Origin of the sequence: Vulcanisaeta moutnovskia 768-28, assembly GCF_000190315.1 — an archaeon.
Classification (GTDB): domain Archaea; phylum Thermoproteota; class Thermoprotei; order Thermoproteales; family Thermocladiaceae; genus Vulcanisaeta; species Vulcanisaeta moutnovskia.
In genome coordinates, this window is record NC_015151.1 from 380,418 (window position 1) to 392,645 (window position 12,228).

A 12,228-nucleotide genomic window follows, 5' to 3' on the forward strand; every position below is an offset into this window, starting at 1 on the left:
TAATAATTACTGGAAGTAAGATGGATAAATACAATAAAGGGTAATTTCATATATAGACCGCTGTGTTCCTGGCAAGTTTTATCTTAAGCCAGTCCTTAACATCCATCTTAAAGCTATGCTCAATCTTATCCCTATGGAAGTTATTCATTGTACAGAAGGGTATTATTCTACCATCTGGTGCTGCATAGTGAATATCACACCTTTGGACCCTCTGTACATCGAAATTAAATGTGTCCATGAAGTGCATTATTCCAAGTCCAATAACATTAAACATTATCTGGCCTAGTGATTCATAGTCCTTCCTAGTTAGGAAGTTCGCAAGTATATCCCTAAAACCCTTGTGCTTAACGTACCTAAGCAGTTTGAGTGTTTCTACAGTGGCAATGCCTCTCCAAACACCGCCCTTAATAGCCTTACTATGCAGATCCCAAGCAGTCTTCTCAAAGCCATCAACATCAACGATCTTCGTTATTGGAAGAATATCCTTAGTGTCTTGGTCATAATAAATAAACGTTGATGCTCCACAGACAGGGTTATTGCTGAATATTGGCTTAGGACTGCCCGTCAATGCCTCAACGAGTTTTCCAATAGCCACCGGCCAATTAACTGGTCTCCAATCCCACTTACTTATTTTACCGCTGGTCTGTTCCTCAATGCCATTAATTACATCAGGTATTGTTATCCTGAATTGCCTAATTTCATCAGGGCTATACTCCTTGGCTCTACCTGCGAAGGCCACGGGCTGTATATTAATCCACCTGACGACATCCCTATTTTCAATTGCAAAATCTATTATCTTGCCCATGTCTCTATCGTTATAGTTCTTAGCCATTGTAACCACAAGAACTACGGACCTATGGCCAAGCTTCCTGGCATTCTCAATAACCTTCTTCTTAACAGCCGCATACGCCTTTGGATCATATAGCCTATGTCTCCAAACACCCTGATTATTCGGATCTATTGTGTCGAATTGTAGGTATATCGTTGACATACCCGCATCTAATAGCTTCCTGTAATAATCAATATCATTAGCGATCCTTATGCCATTGGTATTGACCTCGATGTGGTCAAAGCCGAGGATCTTGGCCATCCTAATGATCTCTGGTAAGTCATTCCTGAGCGTTGGCTCGCCACCGCTAAACTGAATAGCATTTGGCGCCCAGGGCTTCTGAGCTCTAAGGGTCCTAAGCATATACTCGATCTGCTCGAGTGTTGGTTCGTATACATAACCAGCTGCGTAGGCATTGGCGAAGCACACGGGGCATTTCATGTTACACCTGTTTGTTACATCGATTATTGCAAGCACAGTATTTGTCTTATGAACAGGGCATAAGCCGCATCCCTGTGGACAACTACCTGCTGCCAAATAATAGTTAAGGTCTGTATTGGGATTTGCTGTGCCCTTACCAATGTATTCAGGGGCATCCCACTGGAGGAAGTAGTAATATAATTCAGCATCACCCCAGTATAGATCTCTGAAAGTTCCATGTTCTGGGCAGGTCTTCTTTAGCCATATTGCCCCATCCTCCTCGTAAACAGCCATTGGTATCTGCCTACTACAGACGGGGCATACGGACACTGAGACCTTAATAACTCTCACATGATCTGGCAGACCGAATTGTCTCTTCCACATTTGCTGAAGTCTCTCATTCTCTAGGGCATTCCTATAATGCCTAGGTAACTTAAACCTGCTTAGGTCAACAAGTGGCTTCCTTGGCCTTTGTGCTTCAATAAGTTCGGTCTTTGCTGATACTACCTGAACCATTGCGGTAATTGAGGGTTAATTATTTAAAAGCTTTGTCACCAACTAATACTCTCAGAAGTGTTTTTAGTATGAGTATAGAAAAAAGACTTCAGGAACTCGCCAGACTTATTGGATTAACAAGTTATGATATAAAGACCTATATAGCGCTTGTGGAGAATGGCCCATTAACCGCGAGAGATGTTGCAATTAAGGCAAGTATCCCATCATCGAAGGTTTACTCAGTACTTCATAAACTGTATAGATTAGGTTATGTGGAGATTGATGATAAGAGAAGACCGGAGCTCTTCTACGCGGTATCTCCATTGGACGTATTTAGCAGGATAATGCAGAGATTTACTGATTACGTAAATTCCACAAAGCCATTAATAGATTCGTTACAGTTAATTTACGAATCAGTATATAAGGGTAAGGTAACTGCCCAAAGTGAGTTACTTTATGTTGTTAGGGGTCTTGATAGTACTAAGGAGTTAATAATGAAGTCCATGGGCTATGGTAGCCTGGATATTGCTACACCATATATTGAATTACTTGATCATAGAATATTATCTATGGTTGAGGAGGTATCACGTAATAACGAAGTTAGGTTGCTGGTCTCTCAGGAAATTATAGACTACATTAAGGATTTACCGCCTAGGATACACATTAGGATTAGGGATAAGTTATTTGGTGGTGGTTTTGTGGGCATTGGTGGTGTTGTCCTGGTGATTAAGCATGGCATGGATTACATAAGCCTATACTCAAGGCAGGATTACATAACTGACATTGCAAAGACATACTTTAATTATCTATGGAATAGCTCAGAGGTTCTTCAACGTTAATTTATCCAATAACTGGATTGCCCTTGTCGTCTCTTTTAACTTTCCTTTTTGGGTAAATAGCATCAATTGGCCCCTTACTGAAAATCTCTAAGTACCTCCTTAAGGCCTTTGGTATTACCACAGTGCCATCAGGTTCCTGGTAATTCTCGAGTATCGCCGTTATGGTCCTCGTGCTTGCTATGGCCGTTGAGTTCAAGGTATGCACAAATTCTCTCCTCATATCCTTCCTGAGAACCCTAATGCCCAACTTCGCTGATTGCCAATCAGTGCAGTTACTACATGACACCATCTCCCTATACATTCCCTGCGCTGGCATCCAAACCTCAAGGTCATACTGCTTAGCGGCGCATCTACCCATATCATGCGCACACAGTAGCACAACCCTATAGGGCAGGCCAAGACCCTGCCACAATTCCTCAGCATTTCTTATTAATTCCTCATGCCACCTCCAACTATCCTCTGGCAGTGAGAATACGAATTGTTCAACCTTATGGAATTGATGAACCCTAAAAATACCCTTCATATCTCTATTACCTGCGCTAGCCTCCCTTCTGAAACTCGGTGAAACGCCAACAAATAACAATGGTAGCTGGTCCTCAAGAAGCTCCGTGTGTCTTAAATACGCAGCTATTGGGTGCTCAGCCGTACCTATAAGGTAAAGATCCTCATTCTCAACCTTATACACCATGTCCTTAAACGTATCCATATCTAAAATCTCAGAGAGTACCTCGTACTTAAGCATGTACGGTGGAAGCACGAGCTTAAAGCCCTTCTTAGTCATGTAATCAATAGCATACGTCAGCAGCGCCATATCGAGCATTACTAAGTCATCAAATAAGTAATAGAACCTGGATCCAGCAACCTCACCTGCCTTGAGTGTGTCACCCATGCCAAGTACAACCTCAAGCATGTCAGCATGACCAATGGGTTTCCAATCAATGGTTTCATAAGGTACATTAAAGCCGAAGCGTTCGGTTTGGTCCTTGAATTCCTTCGCATGTCCAATCCATACCTTAGGCGTTCCATAAAATCTAGCTGGTATTGAATCAATGCCTCCAGGGCAATCATAAGGTACGCTTTCATGCACTAAATTAGGTATTGATCTAAGCACCTTCTCCCTTTCCCTCTCAATATTCTCCAGCTCTTCCTCCTTTTTCTGAATTTCATTCAAGAGCTCCTTAGCCTCCTTAATTTTCCCCTCTCTTTCTGTACCTTTCAATTTACTAACTTCCCTAGTAATTACATTATGTTTATGTCTCAACTCATCAATCTCTGCCTTAAGGCTCCTCCACTTATTATCTAACTCAATGAATCTATCAACGATGCCTACATCCATTCTTCTTTTTCTAAGTGAATCCCTAACAGTATCTGGTCTATTCCTCAATGCATCCAATAAGCTCCAGCTCATTACTGGTCTAGGATTTACGCAATTATTAAATTTTATTTTTAATTACGTTCACTTAAAAATCTCAGTAAGCTTGAGAATGAGATCCCACTGCCTATCTATCTTCTCCTCCATAAGCTTAATATCCTCGGGCTTTAGATGGGAGAATCTACCCTGAATCTTTATATACTCCTCCAGCGGCCTCCTCCTTGGCTTATCCTTATACGGAATGCTTGGCGGGCTTATCGTTAACCTGCCCTGATTGTACTCCCAAAGTATCCAGGCGCCAGTCTCAACAGCAAGCCTAGCAGCCTTAATCGTGTAGGAATCATCCATCTTCCAACCAGGTGGACAGGGCGAATGCAGATGTATGAATCTAAAGCCTCTAACCTGCATTGCCCTCCTAACCTTATCGATGAAGTCCATTGGGTAAGCAATGCTTGCTGTGGCTACGTAGGGAACCTTATGCATGAGCATTATTAATGCCACGTCCTTCTTATCCTCGGTCTTGCCCTTAGGTGATGTTGTTGTCCAAGCCATCCAGGAAGTTGTGCCACTGGCCTGAATGCCCGTATTCATGTAGGCTTCATTATCGGCCATTACATATAGAATATCCTCATTTCTATAGGCAGCGCCGCTTAATGTGGCGAATCCAATATCGGCGGTAGCACCATCACCAGCCCAAACAACCACAGGTCCATTATTATTCCTCTGCCTAACGGCCCTTACTAAACCACTAGCCACCGCTGGGCTTGATGCAAATGGTACATGAAGTACGGGTACTGTGTATGCAGTGTATGGGGCAGAACCTGGTATTACGCTTGAGCAACCAGCTGGTATTACCATGACGAACTTACCATCAAGTGCCATGGCTAATTGTCTCATGCCAACCTGTAATGGGCAACCAGGGCATGCAGCCGTGCCTGGCATTATGAACTTTGTTCTTCCATACTTATGTAGTTCGGTTATGGTGACCATGCTCATCACCTCCCAATCTCCGGTATATACCAGTATTTTCTGATCCTTACTGTGCCTTCATGTTCGACTTTGTCTATGAATTCCCTTATTATTACCCTAAACTCATCTGCTGAGACATCAAATCCACCAAGCCCTGCCAGCACGCCCTCGAATGAAACGTTACTGGGTACAAAACCACCTATCTCACTGGCTAATACACCACCCATGCCGGCGGAGTAATCCCTATCAAATACTATTACGCCCTTCATGCTATTAATCCAACCTGAGATATCCTCTTCAGGAAATGGCCTAATGTACCTAATCCTCAATAAACCAATTGGGTAACCCTCGTCTCTAAGTCTATCAACGGCATTTAGAATATCCCCACTCCATGCACCCATTGATATTGCAACATACTTAGCATCACTGCACCTATAGCATTCAGTTAATGATCCATAATTCCTACCCGTTAACTTGCCGTACTCATCGTAAACCTCGGCAATAACCTTCTTCGCAGATTCCATAGACTCATCCATATACTTTTTAAGGATTGCGTGATATACATCATTCCCAGGTAAATTACCCATTGTTATGGACTCACCACCAGGTTCAATAGTGTATGGGATCCTTGAGTTTCTAGGCGGTAACCAAGTATCGACATCCTCTTGTGACGGGACATCAAGTGGTTCAGCCGTATGGCTGAGTATGAAACCATCAAGTCCTATAGCCACTGGCAATAATACTTTCTCATTCTCGCTAATCTTAAATGCCGTCAGTGTCATATCGAATGCCTCCTGCACGTTCTGAGCCATACCAATTATCCAACCACTATCCCTAATGGCTAGTAGGTCTGTGTGTTCATCATGTATGTTCCATGGTGGTCCAACAACTCTCGTAACCACAGCCATGACCAATGGAACCCTTGATGCCGCTGCCCACCAAAGCATTTCATACATGTAGAATAACCCATGGCTTGAGGTTGCCGTAAATGCCCTGGCACCACCTGCTGCTGCGCCATACACAGTAGCCAACGCAGCAAACTCGCTCTCAACCCTTACGTAGTCAGCTCTCAATTCACCCCTCTCTATCATCTCACTAATTCTCTCAACAATTAACGTCTGTGGAGTTATGGGATATGCGGAAATCACATTAACCCTAGCTAGCTTAACGGCCTCAGCAACCGCGTGATCCCCAACCAGGACCTTCCTAGCCTGCTTTGCGAGTGGTATTTGCTTACTCATTCACACCACCTCCTCCTTAACCATATCTATTGCCTTGACTGGACAGACATCAGCACAAATTCCACAGCCCTTGCAATAGTCATAATTAATCTTAATATTCTTATCCTCAAGCCACTCAATGACATTTTCAGGGCAATAAAGCCAACAAATGCCGCACTTCGTACATTTAGAATAATTAACGACTGGTCTATATACACGCCAAGTACCTGTCCTACCGCCAGCACCTTCAGCAGGAGTCGACAGCAAGAGACCCCTTAACTTCTCTGCGGTTTTCATGCTACTCACCTCTAACTGATTCGTAACCCATCTTAACGGCTTCCGCATTCAATTTAACAAGATTTTCCCTACCCACAAATTCAGGTAATGAATTAATGATAGAGTCTAGGCTCACGACACCCGTCACCTTGGCAACCGCACCAAGTAATGGTGTACTTACTATGTGCCAACCGGCGATAACAAGACCTAACTTCTCACTTATTGACGTTGCATCAACATAATAAGTCCTATACCCAGTTCTAATTGGTGTTGAGGAGTTAACGATCATTATAGAGTCCTTATCCTTCATGAGATCATCAATATTAACAAGATCAAGGACGTTTGCAATGAGTACCACGAGAACATCAGCCTTCCTAACATTACTATGGAGAATTACGGGCTTATCAGAGATCCTAGCATATGACTTAACAACGGCACCCCTACGCTCAGCACCAAACTCAGGAATCGCTTGACCCCACTTACCATCCTTAAGCGCTGCGGATACAAGGATCCTAGCAGCAGTAACGCCGCCTTGCCCACCCCTGCCGAGTATTATGAATTCAGTTACCTCAGCCATACTACCCATGAACCGTAAGCACTAGGGTTTTATAAACGCTTCTGGTAGATTATTTATCTCTAAATGGTAAAAATAGTTAAATATAAATCCATAGGATTATCGAAATGACTTAATAAATAAGTTATGAAATACATAAAAATAATCATCACATGATCTAAAAATATACCTAATTTAATATAATGGTATCATAAAAAGATATTTTGGTGATAGTTCATTAAAGTATTATTTACTTAAGTAAAATTATTAAGACCGAACACCATGCCTCAGCCTAACCCATTGATTTGTTTGGCGTGACCTGGCTATGAATAATGATAGGTACTTACCAAGCCTATCAATTTCACTTTGCTTCACCGTATTCCATGCCGGGCACTCCTTATCAATATATGGACCCTCAACATCATCATAAACCAGTGGGTATAGCCTACAACCAATCGGTCTATTTTCATAAATGGTGCACTCCATGGTGTGTGGATTAAGGAATACGCAATGTCTATCCACATTCCTTAGGCGCCAAATCTCGCCATCGAATACGGCGAAATCCTCAAGTCTATAACCCAACGAGGTTATCCTCTCGATATCCTCCGGTAAAAGTTCCATCTGTGTATTCATGCAGCATTGTCCGCATTTCGTACAAGCCATCTTAACCTCGAAGAACTCCGTATCATCAAAAATAGTACCAAGCCTAATTTTGACCTTAACCATATCCAAAAATCAACCCTAACTAACCCTCCTAACCTTATACTCCATGGTTATTTGCTTATCCCTACGATCATCAATCCTCACAGTAGTGACAATCCTCTTAACCCCAGCTGAATAAAGCGCATCATGTATATCCTGAAGAAGCTTACCAAGCGCCTCAACACTCGGTAGTTCCACAGACGTCCCCATCGGCCCTATCTCAATCCTATAACCTGAACGCCTAATTACGTCAATAGCAACCCTAATTAGGTCACCGACACTCGTGGATGATGTACCTATTGGGTCAACGGCTATCTCAACAATAACCGCCATCAAGTAAACCAATAAACCAAGGCCCTTATTAAGCATTAGTCCCTCAAAACCCTAACCCTCCTCCTGAGTATACGGCTTAAGGAACCCTCAGCAAACCCTCCTCCTTCCAGGGATCACCATCATAGTGATAACCAAGCAATTCCCAGTAACCAAGCTCAATATCGCCAAGAATAACAATTTCGCTTAGGTACTTCACAGACCTCCAACCATATCGGCTTAGTATGACAAGCCTTAAAGGAAAACCGTGCTCTCCAGGCAGTATTTTACCGTTCATCGCATACGCAATTATTGTATAATCATCAAGCAGCACATCAAGCATTATAGTTGCGCCATAACCATCAATACCCATGGCTAAGGCCGCCACGGCCCTAGGATCAAGCTCAGGTATTACGTCCTTAATTCTAACCCCTCGCCAATTAACGGCTTTGACGGACCAACCTGTCACGCAGTGGAAATCTGCCGTTAAGTCCACGCATGACTATTTAGTTATTATATCGTAATAATTTATAATTACTTCGTTCTTCACAAGACCACTTATTCTCGGCATGTGGTTTTGAGGGCTCTTTTATTATTGGTGGGTCAAAGGCATCGTAAATTATGAACCTAGGTATCTCCCTCTGATTGAGTGGAAAATCTATCTTATACGTTATTTGCGTGTACTCCCTGCTCAGCGCCTCCTTAAACAGCTACTCAATGTCTTCCTCGGTCATTGCTTTTATAATGCTTAGGATTTATTTAAGGCTCGGCTCTTTAACTAAACAATATAACAGTGCTAAGCACGCCTTAGCCTTAATGCGTTTAACGTTACGGATATGCTGCTCATCGCCATTGCCAGGCCAGCCCATTCGGGTCTAAGTGTTACTCCGGGCACGACTCCAGCTGCTATTGGTATTAGGACTATGTTGTATAGGAATGCGTATATCAAATTGAACTTTATGTTATTAAGAACCCTCCTTGAGAGCGTGATTAGGTCTATTAATTGGTCGAGCCTATTCCTAAGGAGCACAACATCACCAGCCTCCTTAGTTATGTCTGAACCACTACCCATGGCTATACCCACATCCGCGGCGTTCAAGGCCGCGGCGTCGTTTACACCATCACCAACCATAGCAATCAATCCGTATTTACCCCTTAGTTCGTTGATTATGTTCACCTTATCATCAGGTAATAGGTTGGCATGTACCTCCTCAATTCCCAACTTCCTGGCTATTAACCTGGCATTAACCTCATTATCACCGGTGAGCATTACCACATTAATACCGAGCCTTCTCAATTCGCTGATTACCTTAGGGGCCTCGGGCCTCACCATATCGCCTATGGCTAACGCGCCTCTAACGGTATTATTAACCACAACATAAACCACGGTATAGCCAAGACTCCTTAACCCCTGGGCCTCATCCTCGATATACTTAGGTAATTCCGCCTCCATACCCTTAACCAGCCTCTCATTACCCACGGCAATCACCGAACCATCACTCAACTGTGAAATTACACCCATGCCCTGTATAGAGTCGAAGGACGACACATCACTAGGCATAACTCCCTTCTCCATTGCATTCTCTACTATGGCCTTTGCCAATGGATGCTCAGACCTCGCCTCCGCCGTAGCGGCCAACGCTAGGACGTTCTCATCACCTACAATCGAAAAGACCCTCGGCCTACCCATCGTAAGCGTACCCGTCTTATCAAACGCGACAACCCTAGCCCTAACCAACCTCTCAAGGGCATCCGCATCCTTAATGACTATGCCCTTCTGGGCAGCCCTGCCAACACCCACCACGACACTTATCGGTGTTGCTAGACCCAATGCGCATGGGCATGCAACCACAAGCACCGCTGCCATATGCATCACGGCCAGGTAAATAGGGGCCCCTAGTAACAGCCATGTTATGAGGGTTAGTATACCCACAGATATTACTACCCAAGTAAATACGGCCGAACCCCTATCAACCAAAGACTGAATTGGCAACCTAGACGCCTGCGCCTGCCTTGCTAATTTAATGATTTGTGATAATAACGTGTACCTACCATTCCTAGTGGTCCTAATGACGAGGTAGCCCCTAACGAGGTGAGTACCCGCCAACACAACATCACCTGGGACCCTATGCACCGGCATATACTCGCCGCTCATGCTTGACTCATCAACATAGCCCTCACCACCATCGACAATACCATCTACAGGTATAGCCTCACCCTGCCTAACAACCACTAAGTCACCTGGCTCAACCTCAGTAACTGACGCCTCAACCTCAGCATTACCCTTAATAACCCTGGCAACCCTAGGTTGCAGCCTAGCAAGCTCCCTAATAGCCGATGATGCATGCAGCCTAGCCCTAACCTCCAGGTATCGACCAATCAGTATGAACGTTATTACGGCAGCACTCGAGTCGAAGAACGTAGTGCCAGGCAATAAGTTAATCAGTACTAAGATGCTAAAAACATAGGCACTCAATGTGCCCAGGGCCACCAGGGTATCCATATTTGCAGTGGCGTTGCGAAAGGCCCTAATGGCACCCTTAATGAATCTCCAGCCTGAGTAGAACTGGACCGGTGTTGCTAGTATGAAGGATAGCAGGTTATATAGGGGTATAGGTATCAATGAGGTCATTGTTAATACCATCATTATAAATATGGAGATGGTCAGAGGCACCGCTACAACTAGCCTGCGTAGTATGTCCCTTAAATCGCTCTCCACAGTCCTCCTATCAACATCTAGATCTATCTCAGACGCCTTAGAGACATTGATAACAGTGAAGCCGGACCTCCTAAGCATTGTTGCTAGCTCATCACTCGTTATATCCAACGGATTATACTCAATAATTACCGAGTGATTGGTAAGGTCAAAGCCCACATTAAATACCCCAATCCTGCTCAGTGCTCTCATTATTGCCGGCTCATCATCCGGATTCAGAGATCTTAAGTAAACCTTGACCTCCTCCCTATACACATCATAACCGGCCCTTTGCACAGCCTTGAGCAAAGCCCTATAGTTAATCCTAGCCTCATCAACGACGACCTTGGCCTCATCACTCGCTAGGCTAACATTAGCCGTTAAGACACCAGGTACGGAGAGCAGGGCCTTCTGGACGGTTAGACTACAGGTGGCGCAGTGCATACCAATTATCTTTAAGGTAACCTCCCTAGTCCTACCTCCAAACCTCAATCCCACCCTAACATTGGCAATGGAAGTATCAGCATCACTCATTACATTCAACCCATTGGCATGCCCCTTGGGCCTTCCTTGATATATACCTCAGGGTTCTTCTCAAACTCACGTTTGCACATTGCTGAGCAGAAGTAGTAGATTTTGCCCTTGTATATTGTTTTAAATTGTGTTGTTTCATCAACCTCCATACCACAGACTGGGTCTATGTGTTTGGGCATGGTTGTTCAGGGAGTAATTAATGCACTATTCGATAAGGCTTATTATTATCAAACTTTTCATTAATAGTGATGGCTCACGAAACAATTGCAGTAAATCTTACGGAGATTGAGTACAGGGTATTGAGTATACTTAGGGAGAATGCGCGGACAAGTGTTTCAGAAATTGCTGATAGACTTGGCGTTAGTAGAGCGACTGTTTCCAGGGCAATCAGGTCATTGATTAATAAGGGGATTAGGTTTACAGTGGATGTTCCTGAGAATTCGCCTAAGGCCTTTATAATCACTAGTAAATCCCAGCCTGAGCTTGGTGAGTGTTATAGGCTTGTTGATGATAAGTATCTCGTGATTATTAGTGCGAGGGATTATAATGAGCTGATAAGGCTTATAGATGGGGTTGATGGTAGGGTTAAGGTCTTCATAGCCCTGGGTCAAGTCACTAAGCGTGCTGTCCCCATTGGGTTGGTGTGTGATTATTGTGGTGGCCCAATAAGCGTGCCCATCATTTATAGGAGGGGTAGGAGGACGTATTACCTATGCTGTGAGACTTGTTTAAGGGAATTGAAGAAGAAATTAAGTAGGAGTAATAAAAATAAGGCTGACGCACCGTGAATTACTGTGTCATCTGGTAGTGGGAATAAGTGTGTCTTTTATCAGAGGACGTACGATGGTGAACGTTGCATACTCATGCCGCCCGAGGATTGGAGAGTAAGCAGGAGTAAGTTCATTAATTTCTGCCTTAATGGCGGACGTGGATGCCCAGTACTCAGTAGGTACTACTCAATAATTTCCAGGGAATCAGGCAAAGAAGAAAAATAATTTTTATTATTTTATCATAT

Annotated in this window: 14 protein-coding genes; 3 read left to right on the forward strand and 11 right to left on the reverse strand. The window is 43.8% G+C overall.

All coding sequences use genetic code 11. The features are described 5' to 3' along the window. Positions 1 to 46: 46 nt before the first annotated feature. Entirely contained in the window at positions 47 to 1,765 is a 1,719-nt protein-coding gene (gene tes / locus VMUT_RS02075; protein ID WP_013603770.1) for a tetraether lipid synthase Tes, read from the reverse strand. A gap of 68 nt (positions 1,766 to 1,833) precedes the next feature. On the opposite strand from tes, the gene VMUT_RS02080 reads away from it, so the two are divergent. After that, entirely contained in the window at positions 1,834 to 2,583 is a 750-nt protein-coding gene (locus VMUT_RS02080) for a TrmB family transcriptional regulator (protein WP_013603771.1), read from the forward strand. 1 nt (position 2,584) lies between these two features. Here the strand turns inward: VMUT_RS02080 and serS are convergent, their stop codons facing one another. The 10 genes from serS to VMUT_RS12420 all read right to left on the reverse strand — a co-directional run bounded on the left by serS (position 2,585) and on the right by VMUT_RS12420 (position 11,392). Next, positions 2,585 to 3,991, reverse strand: coding sequence for a serine--tRNA ligase (gene serS / locus VMUT_RS02085; protein WP_013603772.1), 1,407 nt, complete (start codon positions 3,989 to 3,991; stop codon positions 2,585 to 2,587). Positions 3,992 to 4,039: 48 nt separating this feature from the next. Beyond that, positions 4,040 to 4,945, reverse strand: a complete 906-nt coding sequence (locus VMUT_RS02090) for a 3-methyl-2-oxobutanoate dehydrogenase subunit beta (protein ID WP_048056816.1) — start codon at positions 4,943 to 4,945, stop codon at positions 4,040 to 4,042. A gap of 5 nt (positions 4,946 to 4,950) precedes the next feature. Next, entirely contained in the window at positions 4,951 to 6,165 is a 1,215-nt protein-coding gene (locus VMUT_RS02095; RefSeq protein WP_013603774.1) for a pyruvate ferredoxin oxidoreductase, read from the reverse strand. Then, positions 6,166 to 6,441: a 4Fe-4S binding protein gene (locus VMUT_RS02100; protein ID WP_013603775.1), complete on the reverse strand. Its 276-nt coding sequence runs from the start codon at positions 6,439 to 6,441 to the stop codon at positions 6,166 to 6,168. 1 nt (position 6,442) lies between these two features. Next, positions 6,443 to 7,006, reverse strand: coding sequence for a 2-oxoacid:acceptor oxidoreductase family protein (locus VMUT_RS02105; RefSeq protein WP_013603776.1), 564 nt, complete (start codon positions 7,004 to 7,006; stop codon positions 6,443 to 6,445). 234 nt (positions 7,007 to 7,240) lie between these two features. After that, positions 7,241 to 7,699, reverse strand: coding sequence for a YkgJ family cysteine cluster protein (locus VMUT_RS02110; RefSeq protein WP_013603777.1), 459 nt, complete (start codon positions 7,697 to 7,699; stop codon positions 7,241 to 7,243). A 15-nt stretch (positions 7,700 to 7,714) separates the two neighbouring features. Continuing rightward, complete coding sequence (locus tag VMUT_RS02115; RefSeq protein ID WP_013603778.1) at positions 7,715 to 8,044, reverse strand: MTH1187 family thiamine-binding protein; 330 nt, start codon at positions 8,042 to 8,044, stop codon at positions 7,715 to 7,717. 40 nt (positions 8,045 to 8,084) lie between these two features. After that, the gene (locus VMUT_RS13065) at positions 8,085 to 8,480 is read right to left on the reverse strand and encodes a molybdopterin-dependent oxidoreductase (protein WP_237699688.1); all 396 of its coding nucleotides are present in this window, start codon (positions 8,478 to 8,480) and stop codon (positions 8,085 to 8,087) included. A 300-nt stretch (positions 8,481 to 8,780) separates the two neighbouring features. Next, a complete protein-coding gene (locus VMUT_RS02125) occupies positions 8,781 to 11,213 on the reverse strand; it encodes a heavy metal translocating P-type ATPase (RefSeq protein WP_013603779.1) in 2,433 nt (810 codons plus the stop codon). A 5-nt stretch (positions 11,214 to 11,218) separates the two neighbouring features. After that, entirely contained in the window at positions 11,219 to 11,392 is a 174-nt protein-coding gene (locus VMUT_RS12420; protein WP_013603780.1) for a YHS domain-containing protein, read from the reverse strand. 69 nt (positions 11,393 to 11,461) lie between these two features. Here VMUT_RS12420 and VMUT_RS02130 point away from each other — a divergent pair, with 69 nt between their 5' ends. Beyond that, positions 11,462 to 12,001, forward strand: coding sequence for a TRASH domain-containing protein (locus tag VMUT_RS02130; RefSeq protein WP_048056818.1), 540 nt, complete (start codon positions 11,462 to 11,464; stop codon positions 11,999 to 12,001). Positions 12,002 to 12,007: 6 nt separating this feature from the next. After that, positions 12,008 to 12,208, forward strand: a complete 201-nt coding sequence (locus tag VMUT_RS12425) for a hypothetical protein (protein ID WP_083805462.1) — start codon at positions 12,008 to 12,010, stop codon at positions 12,206 to 12,208. Positions 12,209 to 12,228: the final 20 nt, after the last annotated feature.

Excerpts from the sequence above, each read along its gene's own strand:
- VMUT_RS02090 (WP_048056816.1), bottom strand. The coding sequence starts at position 4,945 with ATGGTCACCATAACCGAACTACATAAGTATGGAAGAACAAAGTTCATA.
- VMUT_RS02130 (WP_048056818.1), top strand. The coding sequence starts at position 11,462 with ATGGCTCACGAAACAATTGCAGTAAATCTTACGGAGATTGAGTACAGG.
- VMUT_RS12420 (WP_013603780.1), bottom strand. The coding sequence starts at position 11,392 with ATGCCCAAACACATAGACCCAGTCTGTGGTATGGAGGTTGATGAAACA.
- VMUT_RS02100 (WP_013603775.1), bottom strand. The coding sequence starts at position 6,441 with ATGAAAACCGCAGAGAAGTTAAGGGGTCTCTTGCTGTCGACTCCTGCT.
- VMUT_RS02105 (WP_013603776.1), bottom strand. The coding sequence starts at position 7,006 with ATGGGTAGTATGGCTGAGGTAACTGAATTCATAATACTCGGCAGGGGT.
- serS (WP_013603772.1), bottom strand. The coding sequence starts at position 3,991 with ATGAGCTGGAGCTTATTGGATGCATTGAGGAATAGACCAGATACTGTT.
- VMUT_RS02125 (WP_013603779.1), bottom strand. The coding sequence starts at position 11,213 with ATGAGTGATGCTGATACTTCCATTGCCAATGTTAGGGTGGGATTGAGG.
- VMUT_RS02080 (WP_013603771.1), top strand. The coding sequence starts at position 1,834 with ATGAGTATAGAAAAAAGACTTCAGGAACTCGCCAGACTTATTGGATTA.
- tes (WP_013603770.1), bottom strand. The coding sequence starts at position 1,765 with ATGGTTCAGGTAGTATCAGCAAAGACCGAACTTATTGAAGCACAAAGG.
- VMUT_RS02115 (WP_013603778.1), bottom strand. The coding sequence starts at position 8,044 with ATGCTTAATAAGGGCCTTGGTTTATTGGTTTACTTGATGGCGGTTATT.
- VMUT_RS02095 (WP_013603774.1), bottom strand. The coding sequence starts at position 6,165 with ATGAGTAAGCAAATACCACTCGCAAAGCAGGCTAGGAAGGTCCTGGTT.
- VMUT_RS02110 (WP_013603777.1), bottom strand. The coding sequence starts at position 7,699 with ATGGTTAAGGTCAAAATTAGGCTTGGTACTATTTTTGATGATACGGAG.